Origin of the sequence: Acinetobacter sp. YH12251 (assembly GCF_013417465.1) — a bacterium.
Classification (GTDB): Bacteria; Pseudomonadota; Gammaproteobacteria; order Pseudomonadales; family Moraxellaceae; genus Acinetobacter; species Acinetobacter amyesii.
The window spans coordinates 83,664-100,633 of record NZ_VPDZ01000001.1; the positions used below are offsets into that span (position 1 = coordinate 83,664).

The following is a 16,970-nucleotide window of genomic DNA, read 5'->3' on the forward strand; positions in this document are numbered from 1 at the left end:
TTGTTCAACAATTTGTGGAATTGTCAGTTCTATTTGTAAGCGTTGATCTGGTTCATGGCTTGCTGAATCTCACCACTTACCAACAATTTAGTACGTGATAAGGCATGTGCAATAGCATCATCCATTAAGCCTTGTTCACTACTTGGTGCTTTACCTAAGACATGGCCTGAGACACGTTCTTTAGAACCAGGATGACCAATACCAATACGTAAACGATGGAAATTTGGACCAATATGCGGGACGATATCGCGTAAACCATTATGACCACCATGACCACCGCCAGTTTTCAGGCGAATGACACCAGGGTTCATATCAAGTTCATCGTGTGCGATAAGCATTGCTTCAGGAGCAATTTGATAGAATTTAGCGAAGGGAACAACACTTTGACCAGAGAGGTTCATAAAGGTTGTAGGTAACAGCAGACGAACGTCTTGACCTTCGATATTACCACGACCACTGATGCCTTTATATTTAGGATCAGCTTTGAGTTGGATGCCATATTGTTCTGCAAGGCGTTCTACGAACCAGAAGCCTGCATTATGGCGGGTTTGGGCATACTCAGAACCTGGGTTACCCAAACCAACAATCAGTGAAAGTTTACTCACTCATTTACACCATTTAACACTTATGCGCGTTTGAAGTCAGCGTGCATAGGAGTGTTTTTAGCTGGGTGACGTTGTAAAGCTTGGATTTTAACGCTTTCAGTTTTACCGTCGATGTTGATTTCAACAACTTCTTCAAAGAATGCGTTGTTTTCTAAAGCTTTAACAAGTTCGCGAAGTTCCAAAGTAACTGCTACAGGTTCAGCTGCACCACCGTAGATGATTGCTGGTACTTTATTTTGAAGACGAAGGCGGCGGCTCGAACCTTTCCCTTGTACTGCTTCTTCACGTGCTACTGCATTTAATACGAAGTTTGCCATGATAGACATTCCTATTTAAGTTTAATTGACTAGACCTTCGACCAGTCTAGTGATAGAAAGCCCCACCAAAAGGCAGGGCTTTTAAATTTAGCGCTATATTATAGATAAGAATCAAACATTGCGCTAATAGATTCTTCGTTGTTAATACGACGAATTGTTTCAGCAACCATACTTGCAACTGAAACTTGGCGAATCTTACCAAGAGCTTGAGCTTCTTCTGAAAGCGGAATAGTGTCTGTTACAACCAATTCGTCAATCACAGAGTTTTTCAAGTTTTCTAAAGCTTTACCAGAAAGTACAGGGTGAGTTGCGTAAGCAACAACTTTGCGAGCACCAAAAGTTTTTAGTGCGTCAGCAGCTTTACACAATGTACCTGCTGTATCCACCATATCATCAACGATGACACAGTCACGGCCTTTAACGTCACCGATCAAGTGCATTACTTGAGATTCATTCGCTTTTTGACGGCGTTTGTCGATGATCGCAAGATCGATATCACCCATTTGCTTAGCTACAGCACGCGCACGTACTACACCACCAACGTCAGGAGAAACAACCATTAAGTTGTCGTGTGACTGTTGACGAAGATCTGCTAAAAGTGCAGGAGTACCGTAGATGTTGTCTACAGGAATATCGAAGAAACCTTGGATTTGGTCAGCATGAAGGTCGATCATGACAACGCGGTCAATACCAACAGTTGTGAGCATATCTGCAACAACTTTTGCTGTAATTGGCACACGGCTTGAACGTGGACGACGGTCTTGACGAGCATAACCAAAATAAGGAATGACAGCAGTGATACGACCAGCACTTGCTCGACGCAAAGCATCAGCCATAACTAAGATTTCCATAAGGTTATCGTTAGTTGGAGCACAAGTTGGTTGTACGATGAATACGTCTTTACCACGAACATTTTCAGTAATTTCGACAGCGATTTCACCGTCAGAAAATTGACCTACAGATGCAGCACCTAGAGGGATGTGAAGGTGGCTAACGACTTTTTGGGCGAATTGTGGATGTGCAGATCCACTAAAAACGACAAGATTGGGCATGAAGCACCCTTGGCGGTTGGCAAATTGGAGAATTAGATGGCAGGGGCGGCTGGATTCGAACCAACGGATGCCGAGATCAAAACCCGGTGCCTTACCACTTGGCGACGCCCCTAATGCGGCAGAACTTTAATATTTTTACAGTATTTTGTCAAGTTGAAACAACAAAGATACTGCAAATTATGCTCTGTCTTTTTTGAAGTAAATGGCAGGGGCGGCTGGATTCGAACCAACGGATGCCGAGATCAAAACCCGGTGCCTTACCACTTGGCGACGCCCCTAAATTGATGAAATAGCAAATAAAGTAAATGGCAGGGGCGGCTGGATTCGAACCAACGGATGCCGAGATCAAAACCCGGTGCCTTACCACTTGGCGACGCCCCTAATACTTTACAGCAATTACATCTACAGGTGAAAAATGATGGCAGGGGCGGCTGGATTCGAACCAACGGATGCCGAGATCAAAACCCGGTGCCTTACCACTTGGCGACGCCCCTATATCAAACTTCAAAATGACGTAATGGTGATTCTTGCAAACTGCGAACCAAGTAAGATTTACATGGTGCATTTTTCAATATGTCATCAATATTCATATTTTCAGTCACTTCAGTAAATACACAAGCACCTGTACCTGTAAGCTTTGCTGTACCGAACTGATCTAAGTACCGCATTGCTTCATCGACTTCGGAATATAAGCTTCGTGCCACAGGCTCAAAGTTATTTCCAAAATCAGATGGCGTTTCCTGATAGCCGCAAAATTTAGTGGGCTTTGAGTCTCTTGTCAACGTTTTTTGTGAAAAAAGCAGTTGAGTGCTGATAAAACAGTCAGGTTTTAACACAATGTACTGTTTTTGAGCTAAATCTATGAATGTTAAGTGTTCACCGATACCTTCTGCCCATGCATTTAGACCATGTACAAACACGGGAACATCTGCCCCAAGTTGTAAGCCTAGTTCTGCAAGTTGTTCGGTATTTAGACCGCATTTCCATAGTTGATTAAGCACGATTAGGGTGGTGGCTGCATTGGATGAACCACCGCCGAGCCCTGCACCCATCGGAATATTTTTTTCAATGTGGATTTTTTGTGCAGTCAGTGCTTTAGCAAACGGTTTGAGTATTTGAGCAGCACGATAAATTAAATTTTGCTCTAGATTAACGCTGTTTAAGCCCTCAATTTGAATAAAATTTTCATCAGCAGAATTTGCAAGTGGGTGAAATTCCATCCAATCTGATAAATCGATGAGCTGAAAAATCGTTTGTAATTCGTGATATCCATTCGGACGTCGGCCAGTAATGTGCAAAAACAAATTGAGTTTTGCAGGAGAAGGTACACGAATCACAGAAGTCATAGCTCAGCTTTTAGGCAAATTAACGATTTTGAATCACCATTGTAATACGGTTTTCCTGACCGGATTCAAGTGCTTGTTTTAAAATTAACTTGTTCGGTACCGTTGCAGTTTCATTATAACTCAGGTCAACCGTCCAACCATCTTCAATAATCTGTTGTGGACGCTGCGCAGTATCGCGTTGAATTTTTGCTTGTGTGGTTGCAGGGCGCGCCTGTACCCAGTCGATGAGGTGGGTAATGGGAGCTTGCCAACCGGTAGCACGTTCGAGTAATTCTTCTGGTGTTGCTGCTTCAATCAAACCGGTTTTTGCACTATTGAGTTGAACTTGACCGGGTTTACCGCTGATTTGAGTTTTTCCAACACCTAATATGCCACTCAGTTCGATATCATATTCATTGCGGTCTTGAACCCAAGTAAAAAAAGCACTTCCTGACTGTTGTGGCGTGCGCACACCAATCTTACCTTGTAAGTTGAATTGATTTGCAGCGACTTCTTCAGGGCTGGGTTGATCGGGTGTTTTAACATATTGCTGACAACCGGTAAAAAATAAAGCGCAGCAGGTCAGGGCAGATACCCCAAATTTTGAAGATATTTGCATAAAGTCTTTCTAACTCTTTTTCATGGGTTGGGGTAACAATAACGAATGTAGTTGCTCTAATTGCGGATCATTCGGATGTTTTTGTTGGAGTTGTTGTAACAACGCGTCAAATTTATTCATATCACCTTGCATGAAGACTGATCGTGCATAGCGAATGCCAATTTTTAAACTATTACTCAGTTCATACGCTTTGGCCAAAACAGATGCAGATGTACTAAAATCATTTTGCAAATAACAAATATAACCGAACGTATCTAAAATTGAGGCTTGCTCAGGAGCATATTCTAAGGCATGTTCGACGTATTTTCGGGCTTCATCTAAGCGTCTATTTTGTACCGCCAAGGTATAGGCATATGCATTTAAATAGGTCGGGCTATTGGGTTCAATTTCAAGTAATTGTTTTAGTAATTGGTCGAGTCTATCTTTATCTTGATGGGCGTCGAGCAGTAGAACTTCGGCATAAATGAGCTCAGGATCTTCGGGCAAGTTTCTTACCGCTTCATCAAGCAAACGGACTGCTGCTTTTTTATTGTTCATGCGTTTTAAAATATCTGCCTGAGCAAGATATAAGAAACTGGCATGTTGAGGATAATTAACCCGCTCTTGGGTTAAAAAGCGCAGTGCATCATGCAGCTTATTTTGCTGGCTAAAAATGCTGATCATATTGCGCCGTGAAACTGTATAAAGACTGCCATCAACAAGGCGATAATAGGCTTTTGCCGTTTCATAATGCTGTTTGCGTTCAGCATTTACTGCGAGATAGTAATACGCTTCATTTTGGTATTTGCTCGAATAACGTAACTCCACCAAATACTTTTCGGCTTTTTCATAAAGCTCTAAGTCAATACTGGTCAAACCTGCCATAAATAGCGGTTCTTCAGCAGATGGCCACTTTTTAAGAATATCTTCGAGTTTTTCTAGACCTAATTCTGACTGATTGATTTTAATTAAATATTTTGCTTCTGCTAAGCGAACTTCCATATTGTTGCGGTGTTTACGGCTGGATTTTTCGAACCATTTTAAGGTTTCTTCTTCATCACCTAACGACATAAGTAAATTGGCTTTCATTAAGATATAACCAGTCACTTTCGGGCGTTTTTTCAGTGCTAAATTAATGGTGTCTAAGGCATCAGCAAAGGCACCATTTTGAGCTTGTAAACCTGCGACTAAGACCAAAATAGAAGGGTTGGTTTTTTCCTTGCTAGCGGTCAGTGCTTGAATCAGATAAGCGCGATCTTCCTCTGATTCAGGGGAAATACCCGCCAAAATTTGTTCTAAATCTGCATTTGGGTCAATGGTTAAAATTTTATCAAGTGTTTCGGCGGCAAGCTCATATTCATGGGCTTTCAAAGCAATATGTGATAAATAAAATAATGCTGGTACATCTTCAGGTTCTTGCACAACCCAATGTGTAGCAATATCTAAGGCTGCTTGTAAATCATTTTGCTCAATAGCAACGTTTAAAGCACGCTGTTTGACCATGGTGGATTTGCTTTTGATTGCAAGCACGGTGTAATTATGAAGCGCGGTTGGGATGTCGTTATAAGCTAAGGCAAATTCTGCAATCATACTTTGTTTAATTGCATCATATCCTGAATTTGCATGGTAAACTTCTCCCACGGCCCGAATTGGGGCAGTAGAAGCCATGCTACCAACAAGTAAGAATGTGGTAGAATACTGCTTTATTGTCTGGCCGTTCAGTCGGCTATTTGTTAGACGCAATTTTTCTTGATCCAAGTAATGCTTTTTATGACGCCGATAATGCACAATAGCATAAATTTAGCGAAATGATGATCTGATATGTCTTTCTTTGCATTGGGTGTCAACCATCAAACCGCCTCTGTAGAACTGCGCGAACAGATTGCATTTAACCCTGAAAAGTTAACAGCGCTGCTTGAACAGCAAAGCCATGCACCTGAACTCAATGACATGGTGGTGGTATCTACATGTAATCGTACTGAAGTCTATGCGATGTCTGAAAATGCAGACATGGTATTGAATTGGCTTGCCCAATCAAATGGTATTGATGTAAAGCAATTGTCAAATCATGTGTATCGTTATGAAAATGCACAGGCGGTGACACACCTCATGCGTGTGGCTAGCGGCTTGGATTCGCTCATGCTTGGTGAGCCTCAAATCTTAGGTCAAGTTAAAACGGCTTTGTCCTTAGCCAAAGATGCCGAAACTGTCTCCCCAAATTTAAACCGTATTTTTGAATATGCCTTTTATGCGGCAAAACGTGTGCGTTCTGAAACAGCCGTTGGAAGTCATGCGGTGTCGATGGGCTATGCTGTTGCTCAGCTCGCTTTACAGGTCTTTAGTCAGCCTGAAAAATTGACGGTGATGATTGTTGCTGCTGGTGAAATGAATAGCTTGGTTGCAAAGCATTTGGCCGAAATGGGTGTGGGCAGAATTATTATCTGTAACCGTACACGTGCCCGTGCCGAAGCTTTATCGCAAGAGATTGCTCATCGTGTAGAAGTTGAAATTATTGATTTTGCAGATTTGGCAGACAATTTACATCGTGCAGATGTAATTTCAAGTTGTACCGGAAGCTTGCATCAAGTGATTTATTTTGCGGATGTCAAAGCAGCACTGAAAAAACGTCGTTATAAACAAATGCTATTGGTTGATTTGGCTGTACCACGAGATATTGAAGCCAAAGTTGAAAGTCTAGATGGCGTTTATTTATATGGTGTCGATGACCTGCAAACTGTCATTGAAGAAAATTTGGCTCAGCGTCGTCAGGCGGCAGTTGAAGCCGAAGTGATGGTCAATCAGCTTGCGACAGATTTAATCACACAGCAAAAAGTGAATTTGGCTGGTTCGACGATTCATGCATACCGTGAACATGGTGAGTCATTACGTCAAGAAGAACTGACTTTGGCGCTGAATCGTCTACAAAAGGGTGAAGATGCTGCGAAGATTATGCAAGAAATGTCGCATCGTTTAACCCAAAAGCTGCTGCATCCAACCTCTATTGTGCTGCGTAATGCGGCGATGGCGGAAGACCCTGCTTATTTTGAAATGTTAGAACAAGATTTAGTTAATGTGGCTGAAAATCGCCGTAAACCAAAGAAATAAATAAGCTGATTCATTGAATAGTATATTGTTCACAGCTTGAACTTGAAGTTAAAACTTAATCTTCAAGGAGTGTGAGCGATCTTTTTTTATCAATATCATAAATACGTTGTTTTAAATTACGCATTTCAGCAAGGCTAGAAAACTTATTCGACTTGATCTTGAGTTGTAAGAATTGATATTGCAATTTTGTCGATAAATCTGCTGCAAGTTTATCTGCCTGTTCAGGTGATGACGTATAGTCACTGATATTGGCATGCTCTAAAATATGTTGTAATTCATGATGATGAGCTGCACATGCACCGAGTACATAATAGGTCGATAACTCTGGGTCATCAGGCAATTCATCAAAAATCACATTGAAAATATTTAACACATGATAAAGCAAGAGATCTTGTGACACTAAGGCACGTAAAGGCTCAAAATGAATGTAAAGATAAGGATGATTGATTAAAATCGCAATCACATATTCTTCAGCATCAATTTTTGTACTAAAGCTCAATGATGCATCATTATTGACTTGAGGCTGCCACTTTCGGCTAAACCCTAATTTTTCACGGAAATATTGTTGTAGCAAATAACGATATGAACCACCTTTCGGCAACAGTTCAGTGAGCTGTCTGAGTTCACCCATCACCTGACTTTTACCTTCAGGTGAACTGACATCATGATTTTGCGTTAAATGTGCAAAAACAAATTCAGAAAGAAGCGGTGAGGTGTGCAGTAACCGTCGAAAATTTTCAATACCTTCACGACGGATCAGTGAATCTGGGTCATGGTCATTCGGCAATACAAAGAATTTAAGTTCACGTCCATCATTCAGTAATGGCAGTGCAATTTCGAGCGTACGTCGAGCTGCTTTTTGACCTGCGGCATCTCCATCAAATGCAATGGTAATACGGCTATTTTGCTTAAATAAAATGTTTAAATGTTCAGTATTACTGGCTGTCCCTAAAGTCGCTACAGCGCCATGAATGCCATATTGCTGTAGGGCAATCACATCCATATAACCTTCGACCATTAACCAATCTTGGGCTTTTTGTTTACGGCCTTCATATAAACCATAAAGTAACTGGTTTTTATGGAAAACTTCAGAGTCTGGGGAGTTGATGTACTTCGGTTTGATTTCATCATTTAGGGCGCGACCACCAAAACCGACCACACGACCTTTCGCATCTCGAATCGGGAAAATCACCCGCTCACGCAGTAGGTCAAAGTCACGACCACTATCACTGGTGCGAATCAAACCGAGAAGTTTGAGTCCTTCGATATCTTGTGGAAAGGCTTTTTCTAAATGTTGCCAATCTTCAGGGGCATAGCCTAAGCGCCAATAGGCGATGGTGTCTGCACTAAGACCCCGTTGTTTAAAATAAGCTTGCCCAATTGGACTGAGCGGAAGTTGTTGCTCATAAAACTGTGCGACATTTTCCAGCAAGTCATATAAGTTTCCGTCTTGCGGCACATCTTCAAATCCACTTGTAACTTGGTCAAAGTGAGCAAAGGGATCGTTCCCATAAAAGGCATCTTCGTTATTTTGAAACTCAGCAAATGGGTCGTGTTCGAAATTTACTGCAGCAGGATTTGTATCGGTTTCGCCTGTTTTGGGCGGCAGAGCTTTTGCTTCGATTGCAGGTTTTTGTACAGGTTTTGGTTTAGATTCGCGTTTATATTTGAGTTTATTGGAATCGTTATTGTCTTTCGGTAGCTCAATACCCGTTTGGCTTGATAAATCCTTCATCACTTCGATGAAGTTACGGCTACCAATATCCATTAAAAAACGGATGGCATTACCATTGGCCTGACAACCAAAGCAGTGAAAATATTGTTTATCACGATAGACATGGAAAGATGGCGATTTTTCCTGATGGAATGGGCAGCATCCTGAGTAGGTGCGTCCAGTCTTTTTCAATTTCACAAATTGACCAATCACATCGACAATATCGGTGCGATCTAAAATTTGATCAATTGTATGTTGAGGAATGGCCATGCTGTTTTATCTGTCTATCTATTGAATTTGGGCAGTTCGTGAAATATGTTGAAATCAGCAATGCTGTAAGTTCAGTGGGGATGCAGTACAGCATCGTCCATCGAACTATTGTATACCTTTTAATCTAACCGAATCTGTAGATCCTGAAAAGATAAAAGGGCAAGTATTCTAACTTGCCCTTTGTGAAAAATCGACCTTCGTTGCGACTATATTATTCAGCTGATTCTGACGACTCAGTTTTTTTCGCTATGAGGACGATCCAATAAGCCAAAGCTTAAACGATTGGTTAAACTGCGTTTTTCTTCATCAGTTTCAACCGCGTCTGTAGAGGTTTGCTCAGACATCGTCTGTGCTTCTTTACCGAAAATACCCAAAGTTGCACGGTTAAGGAAGCTGCCTTCACTACGTGCAGCACGCATATTGACCGTACCGTCTGACTTCACAAGTTTTGGATAGTTCAGTTTAAGTACTTCAATGTATTGCTGAGACGTGGTTTTATCACCAAGTTTGTCGTAACCATAGGCTACAGTCGCTAGAGCTTCTGGAACTTGCGGTGCTTGCGGATAATGTTCGATCACCCAAAGTGAACGTTCAACAGCAGCTAACCATGCTTTACGCTTCACATTAAAACGCGCCGCATTCATTTCGCTTTCAGCCAATTCTTGACTGATGAACTTCATACGTTGTGCGGCATCGACTGCATATTCGCTCGATGGATAGCGACGGATAAAGTCGACAAAGTTTTGATAAGCCACTTTGAGATAGCTCACATCACGATGCGATTGCTTTAAAGAAGTATAGCGAAGCAAACCATTGTAGTTTTGCTCCATGTTTGAAACACCACGCACGTAATACGCATAATCAACTTGCGGATGTTGTGGGTTCATACGAATAAAACGGTCTGCAAGTGCAATCGCACCTTCATAGTCTTTTTGCTGAAACTTTACATACAATAGTTCAAGTTGTGCTTGCTGCGCATAGTTACCTGTAGGGTAGTAGGTCTCTAGAGCTTCAAGGTGTTTTGCTGCATCTGTATATTGGTTACGTTCAAGCGCTTTTTGTGCTTTTTCGATATAAATCTGTTCGCTTGATTGTGGACCTGTGTCGACCACTTCTTTCTTTGGATTACTGCTACAGCCTACCATTGCCGATGCAATGCCTATTGTTAGAGCAAGCATTGTTATTTTATATTTTGGTAGCGACATAAAAATTCCTCTGTTAATACGGGCAATGAGCTACAATTGAACTATTAAACCACTTTTGTCTGAATGAGCAAATGAGTCAAGCACAATCTTCCAATTCTAATTTCCCTGAAACTGATTTCAATTTACTTGAAGATTCTGAGGATGCAGATAACCATACTTCAGACTCAACTGCAACACGTTTATCGTTGCAATTTCAATTGGATGAAAGCTATTTAGGACAACGTATTGATCAGGTTTCAGCACTGGTTTGGACTGATTTTTCTCGTGAAAAGCTAAAACAGTGGCTCAAAGAGGGCCATTTGTTGGTCAATGGTAACACTGTGAAACCAAAGTACAAATGCGAAGGCACAGAGTTACTGACTTTAGACGTCGAGTTAGAAGCACAAACCCGTAGCTTACCTGAAGATATTCCACTCAATATTGTCTATGAAGATGACGATATTATGGTGATTAATAAACCTGTCGGTATGGTTGTTCATCCGGGCGCTGGAAATAGCACAGGCACATTGGTGAATGCAATTTTGCATCACTACCCAAAATCTTCAGAGTTGACCCGTGCAGGTTTGGTGCATCGTATTGATAAAGACACTTCAGGTCTGTTGGTTGTGGCGAAAAACCTCGAATCCCAATTTTCTTTAAGTAAGCAATTGGCGAAGAAATCGGTTTACCGTATTTACGATTTGATCGTATATGGCAACATTATTGCTGGCGGTACAGTCGATGAACCAATTAAACGTCATCCTGTCGATCGCATTAAAATGGCAGTCTTGCCGGGCGGTAAAGATGCGGTGACTCACTACAATGTGAAAGAACGTTTCCAAAACTTTACCCGCGTTCAAGCACGTTTAGAAACGGGTCGTACCCATCAAATTCGTGTGCATTTTACTTATATCGGTCATGGTCTTGTAGGCGATCAAGTGTATGTACCACGTGTACGTATGCCTGCAGGCGCGTCGGTGTTATTAGATGACACTTTACGTGGCTTTAAACGTCAGGCTTTACATGCGGTTAAATTGGGTCTCGTTCATCCACGTACAGGTGAAGACATGATGTTTGAAGCACCATGGCCTGAAGACTTTAATCAATTGGTTGAAGTATTACGTAGCGAAAACAAAGCGTATTAAGTTTTAACCTGATTTACACGCCATAGATAGAAAAGGACGGCAACATGCAATTTGTTCAGGGACTTCCACAGGGTGTTTTTGTGGGACAATCTCGAGTTCATCATGATCAGACGCAACCCGCTGAACAACCTGAGCTGGCAGGATTTAATCTGGCATTGCATGTAGGTGATGATGCAGCACGTGTGCAAAAGCACCGAATGCAGTTGTTGAACGACTTTGCTGAATATGGCGTGAATAAAATCAGCTGGATGAACCAAACGCACAGTACGCTATGCCATCGCATTGATGAACAGATCAACTTTGTTGCACCCCAAGGCGATGGTATGGTCACGCAGTCTAAACATCATGCCCTGATGATGATGACCGCAGACTGCTTACCCGTGGTTTTGGGTAATGCTGATGGGACTGAAGTTGCCAATCTGCATGCAGGTTGGAAGGGCTTGGCCAACGGTATTGTGGAAAACACCATTGCAGCCATGCACACTCAGCCAACATGGGCGTGGTTGGGGGCAGCCATTTGCCAAGAGAGTTTTGAAATTGGCGCAGAAGTCAAAGCTGCCTTTTGTTCTAAATACCCAGAACTTGAAAGTGCATTTAAAGCTGGTGTAAGGGAAGGCAAATATTATGCTGATCTTTATGCGATAGCGCGTTATATTCTTGCATTACATGGGGTTAAAGCTGTAACCGGTGGCGACCAATGTACCTTTTTACAAGCTGATGAATATTTTTCTTATCGCCGAGAAGCGAAAACAGGACGTATGGCAACATTCGTCTTTATGCTTTGAAAATGCTAAACTTGACTGAATCTATCGACTTTTAAATGTTATGTCTTTGACTGCTAAATCTCTTGCTGTTGTTTACCACAGCCCCTATGGGCACACTGCCAAAGTGGCGAATTTCATTGTACAAGGTGCAGAAAAAGCCGGTGTAAAAGTCCATCTCATCAATGTAGAGCATGTGGATTGGGATGAATTGGACAGTGCAGATGCCATCGTTTTTGGATGCCCAACCTATATGGGCAGTATGAGTGCGGCAATGAAATTATTCATGGAGCAATCATCTAAACGTTGGTTAGCACGGACATGGCAAGGCAAGTTAGCCGCTGGTTTTACCAATGGTGGCGGCTTAAGTGGAGATAAATTAGCAGTATTGCAGCAAATCAATTTATTCGCCATGCAGCACGGCATGCTGTGGAGCGGTCTTCCATTGATGCCAACTGGACGAAGCACAACAGATTTAAATCGGATGTCGAGCTTTTTAGGTTTAATGACACAATCGGATAATGCGCCTGTTGAAGTCACGCCACCTGCGGGTGATTTAGAAACTGCTATTTGGTTTGGTGAATATCTGGGACTGTTGTTAAATAAAGTTAATTAATTTGTAAATAAATCGTTTGAACTATCATTTATAAATCTTTGAAAACCCTAGTGATGGAAATGTTACTGGGGTTTTTATTGGCCTAAAATTCGTGAAAATTGGCATTTTGTATAATTGAGTTGTGATGCGTGTCACAAATTGCCATTCATTTACGCCAACGCTATTGATTTAATCTTCTCATAAATTTCACTCGGGATGAGTGACGAATATTAAAAAGGATTAAATAATCGTGAAAAAAACAATAGTCGCAATGGCATTGACCTTATGTGTTTCTGACGTTGTTTTTGCAGCAGAAGGATTGGTGGGATTAGCAGATGAAGAATTGTCTGCCATCAATGGTGCTGCATTGATGAATATGTCCTATACCGATCCTATTTTGGTCAACCAACAAATGGTCGATGAAAATATTGGTTTCTACAAACTCAGTTTAGATGCCGTGATGGATCTGAACGTCAATGTCAAAAGTTTGCAACTCGGCTGTGGTGGGGTAAATGGGTCAAATGGCTGTGATATTGATATTCGTCATCTGGCGTTGAGTGGTAATGCTACTTCAACTGATGCCAACGGTAATCCCGTCTTTAATGGTGATCGAGCGTCAACAAGTGCCGAACTGAAAAATCCGTTTATTGAATTTGCAATTAAAAACCCAAAACAAGCCGCTTTACGCGAAGTTAAAGGCTTCCGTGTCAGTGCTGAATCAATTACAGGTTTATTGACCACTGGTATTCAAAACACGGGTGCGCCGACAGATGGGATTAAGTCACTGAGCGGTTATATGAAAATTGCACCGACTACAGGGACAGCAAAGACCCAAGCCGCGATCTTTGGGGATAGCAGCAGTGAGACTTTATCGGGGAACTTGGTGATTAATACGATTTGGAACAATGATCGTAGCTTTGTAAGTCAACCTGAAAATAGTAAGGGTTTAAAAATTCCTTCAATGAATGTGCCATTTACCGTCCCTGAAATTACCATCAACGGAAAACGACAAACTCAAGCCGTTGCCAAAAATATCAGTGCGACAGTGCCATCGATTCAACTCAACCGTGATAGTGGTAGTTTACAGGTCAAACTTGACCGTAATTTGTTATGGGTAGAAGGGGCGCAGTTCTTTATGGATTCTGGCTCATCAATTGATGGTTTGAAAATGAACATTACCTTTGAGCAAGCCTTAAATATGATTCATAACATTCCATTAAATGGCACAGCCGGTTATTTATCGCTTCAATCTCAAGATATTAGTTGGCCAGATGCCAATGCAGATGATATTGCACGTACAGGTTGGTGGATGTCATTTAAAGACCCGATCAATATTGGCAAATTAAATCCAACATCTGAAGTGGATATTTCAGGCGTCTTGCCTCAAGTTGCACAAAAAGTATCGCAAATTTTAACCAATGAACCGATTTATATTCCCTTAGGTTCTGCTGTCGGTGCAGCATTTGGTTTACCGATTTATAAAAATGTCGGTTCAATTAACCTCAGTAATGCAGGTGCGGCCAATTTAACTTTAAAAAATCAGGTCTTGGGAAATCAGGAAGTTCGGACCAACTGTTTTGGTGGGTTGAAATTCTGCTAAATCTGCAATTTAAAAATAAAAAAACCTCCAAGATGGAGGTTTTTTTATTGAACTTATTTATGAAAAATACGGGCTTTATCGCGCTGCCAATCACGGTCTTTTTCCGTTGCACGCTTGTCGTGAAGCTGTTTACCTTTTACTAGGGCAATTTCAAGTTTGGCATGAGGACCTTTCCAGTAACATGCCAAAGGCACACATGAATAGCCTTTTTGGTTAATTGCACCTTGTAGTTTTTCAATTTCACGGCGGTTCAGCAATAATTTACGAGTACGTGTTGCTTCAGGCACTACATGTGTCGAAGCACTCAGTAAAGGTTGCACTTGAGCGCCGAATAAAAATGCTTCACCATTTTTAAACGTAATATAGCTCTCTACGATAGTCATACGACCCGCACGCATTGATTTGACTTCCCAGCCTTGTAATGAAAGACCCGCTTCAAATTTTTCTTCAATGAAATAATCGTGACGCGCACGCTTATTTAGGGCAATCGTACTGCTACTATTTTTTTTAACTACTGCTTTCGTCATAATCAAAAACTTCCAAACTTAGCACTATTGTACCCGAACTTTGAATAAGATGAAGTTTTTAAATTTACAAGCTGACTTCACCTATAAATCAAGATTTTGTTAAAATACCCATCTACAAAATAACAGAGTACAACTGGATGTCTAAAACTCGTGTAATTTATCCGGGCACATTCGATCCAATTACTAATGGTCATATCGACTTAGTGACACGTGCATCACGCATGTTTGACGAAGTTGTCGTGGCAATTGCAATTGGACATCACAAAAACCCTGTGTTTAGTCTGGAAGAACGTGTTGCACTAGCGCAAGAGTCTTTAAGTCATTTGTCAAATGTTGAGTTTGTAGGTTTTGATGGGCTGTTGGTCAATTTCTTTAACGAGCAAAAAGCAACAGCCGTATTACGTGGTTTACGTGCAGTTTCAGATTTTGAATATGAATTTCAATTGGCAAATATGAATCGCCGTTTGGACAGTAAATTTGAAGCCGTGTTCTTAACCCCATCAGAGCAATATTCGTTTATTTCATCTACGCTCGTGCGTGAAATTGCACGTTTAAATGGTGATGTCACTCAGTTTGTACCACAAGCTGTTGTGGAAGCCTTTAAGCGTAAACAACAGCAAGGTTGGTAGAGTGTCTTTATATATCACTGATGAATGCATCAACTGCGATGTTTGTGAACCTGTATGCCCCAATGAGGCGATTTTCATGGGGGAGCTCATTTATGAGATTAACCCTGATTTGTGTACGGAATGCGTTGGGCATCACGATAAACCGCAGTGTCAGTTGTTCTGTCCGGTGGATTGTATTCCATTGGATCCGGCTCATCCTGAAACTCAGGAACAGCTTCAACAGAAGTACGAAAAACTAATTGCTCAAAAAACATCAAGCAATTAGTTGTCAGATTTGTTAGAATGCGCCCCGAAGTGAACCAGACGATCGCTGCTGTGTATAGGTCTCCGTGACTAAAGCAGGGGAGGAAAGTCCGGGCTTCATAGGGCAAGGTGCCAGGTAACGCCTGGGCGGTGTGAGCCGACGGAAAGTGCAGCAGAGAGCAGACCGCCTTCATTATGGTATCGAGCAATCGAAATCGGAGGTAAGGGTGAAAGGGTGCGGTAAGAGCGCACCGCATGACTGGTAACAGTTCATGGCATGGTAAACCCCACCGGAAGCAAGACCAAATAGGGATCCTTTAGGCATGGCCCATGCTGGATCCGGGTAGGTCGCTTGAGCGTATGAGTGATTGTACGCCTAGAGGAATGATCGTCCTCGACAGAACCCGGCTTATCGGTTCACTTCAACAAATTTTGATCAAATACGCGCATTATGGGCTTGACGATATTTAAATATCCCTCCATAATGCGCGCACAGTTTAAGGCTATGTAGCTCAGTTGGTTAGAGCACCGCACTCATAATGCGGGGGTCACAAGTTCAAGTCTCGTCATAGCCACCATATTCAAAAAAAGACCACTCCAATTGAGTGGTCTTTTTTTTGTCTCTACATTTTAAAGTCTAAAGTTTTTTTCTTAAATATTATCGATAGACAAAACGACGCATACCCGCACGTATAGCAAATGCGCCATGCATATATACGCCGCCGAGCCAATACGGCACATTGTAAATATCTTCATGGCGATATTTGACTAATGTAAACTCAGCCAATAGCCCTTCAAAGAACATGCCACCAAAAGCAAGCATGATGGCCAATATCAGTAGCCATGTACGCTCATAGCTAAATAACCAGCGAATAAAAAAGCTAATGTAAAAAATCCAACAAAGTGCTTCGGGATGAAAATTGCCAAATCCGCTGAGTATATAGACTATGGCAAATACAATTAAGCTCTCGACGAGGGGCGCAGTGCCGTCATGATGGCAACTGAGCTGGGTCATCACATAGTGTTTAAATAGTTGTGTAAGTTGAATATAGCTATATGCCATGAAAGCAAAGGCAATAAAAAAGCCAGGGAATACCCACCAAGCCTGATGGAAAAATAATGGGTGGGGATAACTAAGCGTTTGGGTATAGACATGAATCGCATCGCAAAAAGTTGCGACGACTGCTGCCAGCAGGGCAAGTATAAATATGCCTGAGAATTGAGTGGTTCTCGTCATCATTCATCCTGAAAAGTGGTTTTTTTTATTTTGTGAGTTCTTTATAGTCTTTATTTGGGGAAA

The 16,970-nt window shown here is 41.7% G+C and carries 17 protein-coding genes, 5 tRNA genes and 1 other RNA gene; 9 read left to right on the plus strand and 14 right to left on the minus strand.

The window, feature by feature from the left end; translation table 11 throughout:
• Nucleotides 1-29: 29 nt before the first annotated feature.
• From pth to FTV27_RS00455, 10 genes are all read right to left on the minus strand, one after another.
• A complete protein-coding gene (pth, locus tag FTV27_RS00410; protein ID WP_168378106.1) occupies nucleotides 30-605 on the minus strand; it encodes an aminoacyl-tRNA hydrolase in 576 nt (191 codons plus the stop codon).
• Between the two features lie 20 nt (nucleotides 606-625).
• Nucleotides 626-922 carry a 50S ribosomal protein L25 gene (gene rplY, locus FTV27_RS00415; protein WP_180007589.1) on the minus strand — a complete coding sequence of 99 codons (297 nt, stop codon included), beginning with the start codon at nucleotides 920-922 and terminating at the stop codon, nucleotides 626-628.
• 98 nt (nucleotides 923-1,020) lie between these two features.
• Entirely contained in the window at nucleotides 1,021-1,974 is a 954-nt protein-coding gene (locus FTV27_RS00420) for a ribose-phosphate pyrophosphokinase (RefSeq protein WP_078191360.1), read from the minus strand.
• A 37-nt stretch (nucleotides 1,975-2,011) separates the two neighbouring features.
• Nucleotides 2,012-2,086 (minus strand) — tRNA-Gln (locus FTV27_RS00425).
• A 91-nt stretch (nucleotides 2,087-2,177) separates the two neighbouring features.
• Nucleotides 2,178-2,252, minus strand: a tRNA-Gln gene (locus FTV27_RS00430).
• A gap of 28 nt (nucleotides 2,253-2,280) precedes the next feature.
• Nucleotides 2,281-2,355: transfer RNA gene (locus FTV27_RS00435), tRNA-Gln, on the minus strand.
• Between the two features lie 38 nt (nucleotides 2,356-2,393).
• A tRNA-Gln gene (locus tag FTV27_RS00440) sits at nucleotides 2,394-2,468 on the minus strand.
• A 3-nt stretch (nucleotides 2,469-2,471) separates the two neighbouring features.
• Entirely contained in the window at nucleotides 2,472-3,311 is an 840-nt protein-coding gene (gene ispE, locus FTV27_RS00445; RefSeq protein WP_180076761.1) for a 4-(cytidine 5'-diphospho)-2-C-methyl-D-erythritol kinase, read from the minus strand.
• 28 nt (nucleotides 3,312-3,339) lie between these two features.
• Nucleotides 3,340-3,918 (minus strand): lipoprotein insertase outer membrane protein LolB, encoded by a 579-nt coding sequence (gene lolB / locus FTV27_RS00450; protein WP_180021952.1) that lies wholly within the window; start codon nucleotides 3,916-3,918, stop codon nucleotides 3,340-3,342.
• Nucleotides 3,919-3,927: 9 nt separating this feature from the next.
• The gene (locus FTV27_RS00455) at nucleotides 3,928-5,640 is read right to left on the minus strand and encodes a hypothetical protein (RefSeq protein WP_180023231.1); all 1,713 of its coding nucleotides are present in this window, start codon (nucleotides 5,638-5,640) and stop codon (nucleotides 3,928-3,930) included.
• Nucleotides 5,641-5,718: 78 nt separating this feature from the next.
• Between FTV27_RS00455 and hemA the strand changes: the two genes are divergently transcribed.
• Nucleotides 5,719-7,002, plus strand: a complete 1,284-nt coding sequence (gene hemA, locus FTV27_RS00460) for a glutamyl-tRNA reductase (protein ID WP_180076740.1) — start codon at nucleotides 5,719-5,721, stop codon at nucleotides 7,000-7,002.
• A 55-nt stretch (nucleotides 7,003-7,057) separates the two neighbouring features.
• On the opposite strand, the gene FTV27_RS00465 is transcribed toward hemA, so the two are convergent.
• Together FTV27_RS00465 and FTV27_RS00470 are read right to left on the minus strand one after the other, a co-directional pair.
• Nucleotides 7,058-8,986: a DNA primase gene (locus tag FTV27_RS00465; protein WP_180076741.1), complete on the minus strand. Its 1,929-nt coding sequence runs from the start codon at nucleotides 8,984-8,986 to the stop codon at nucleotides 7,058-7,060.
• Nucleotides 8,987-9,219: 233 nt separating this feature from the next.
• Nucleotides 9,220-10,191 (minus strand): outer membrane protein assembly factor BamD, encoded by a 972-nt coding sequence (locus FTV27_RS00470; protein WP_180076742.1) that lies wholly within the window; start codon nucleotides 10,189-10,191, stop codon nucleotides 9,220-9,222.
• A 71-nt stretch (nucleotides 10,192-10,262) separates the two neighbouring features.
• Here FTV27_RS00470 and rluD point away from each other — a divergent pair, with 71 nt between their 5' ends.
• The 4 genes from rluD (at nucleotide 10,263) to FTV27_RS00490 (ending at nucleotide 14,271) form a co-directional block, all read left to right on the plus strand.
• Nucleotides 10,263-11,315, plus strand: a complete 1,053-nt coding sequence (gene rluD / locus FTV27_RS00475) for a 23S rRNA pseudouridine(1911/1915/1917) synthase RluD (protein WP_078192173.1) — start codon at nucleotides 10,263-10,265, stop codon at nucleotides 11,313-11,315.
• A gap of 44 nt (nucleotides 11,316-11,359) precedes the next feature.
• Nucleotides 11,360-12,100, plus strand: a complete 741-nt coding sequence (gene pgeF, locus FTV27_RS00480) for a peptidoglycan editing factor PgeF (protein WP_180076743.1) — start codon at nucleotides 11,360-11,362, stop codon at nucleotides 12,098-12,100.
• Between the two features lie 40 nt (nucleotides 12,101-12,140).
• Nucleotides 12,141-12,692 (plus strand): flavodoxin family protein, encoded by a 552-nt coding sequence (locus FTV27_RS00485; RefSeq protein ID WP_180076744.1) that lies wholly within the window; start codon nucleotides 12,141-12,143, stop codon nucleotides 12,690-12,692.
• A 229-nt stretch (nucleotides 12,693-12,921) separates the two neighbouring features.
• On the plus strand, nucleotides 12,922-14,271 hold the full coding sequence (locus tag FTV27_RS00490; protein WP_078192170.1) for a hypothetical protein: 1,350 nt from the start codon (nucleotides 12,922-12,924) through the stop codon (nucleotides 14,269-14,271).
• Nucleotides 14,272-14,324: 53 nt separating this feature from the next.
• Here FTV27_RS00490 and smpB read toward each other — a convergent pair whose 3' ends face one another.
• Nucleotides 14,325-14,798, minus strand: a complete 474-nt coding sequence (smpB, locus tag FTV27_RS00495) for an SsrA-binding protein SmpB (protein ID WP_078191351.1) — start codon at nucleotides 14,796-14,798, stop codon at nucleotides 14,325-14,327.
• 137 nt (nucleotides 14,799-14,935) lie between these two features.
• Between smpB and coaD the strand changes: the two genes are divergently transcribed.
• The 4 genes from coaD to FTV27_RS00515 all read left to right on the plus strand — a co-directional run bounded on the left by coaD (nucleotide 14,936) and on the right by FTV27_RS00515 (nucleotide 16,248).
• Entirely contained in the window at nucleotides 14,936-15,427 is a 492-nt protein-coding gene (gene coaD, locus FTV27_RS00500) for a pantetheine-phosphate adenylyltransferase (RefSeq protein WP_078191350.1), read from the plus strand.
• Nucleotide 15,428: 1 nt separating this feature from the next.
• Nucleotides 15,429-15,692, plus strand: a complete 264-nt coding sequence (locus FTV27_RS00505; RefSeq protein ID WP_180076745.1) for a YfhL family 4Fe-4S dicluster ferredoxin — start codon at nucleotides 15,429-15,431, stop codon at nucleotides 15,690-15,692.
• Nucleotides 15,693-15,718: 26 nt separating this feature from the next.
• Nucleotides 15,719-16,098, plus strand: an RNA gene (rnpB, locus tag FTV27_RS00510) — RNase P RNA component class A.
• Nucleotides 16,099-16,171: 73 nt separating this feature from the next.
• Nucleotides 16,172-16,248 (plus strand) — tRNA-Met (locus tag FTV27_RS00515).
• A gap of 80 nt (nucleotides 16,249-16,328) precedes the next feature.
• On the opposite strand, the gene FTV27_RS00520 is transcribed toward FTV27_RS00515, so the two are convergent.
• Nucleotides 16,329-16,907, minus strand: coding sequence for a hypothetical protein (locus FTV27_RS00520; RefSeq protein WP_180076746.1), 579 nt, complete (start codon nucleotides 16,905-16,907; stop codon nucleotides 16,329-16,331).
• Nucleotides 16,908-16,970 lie beyond the last annotated feature (63 nt).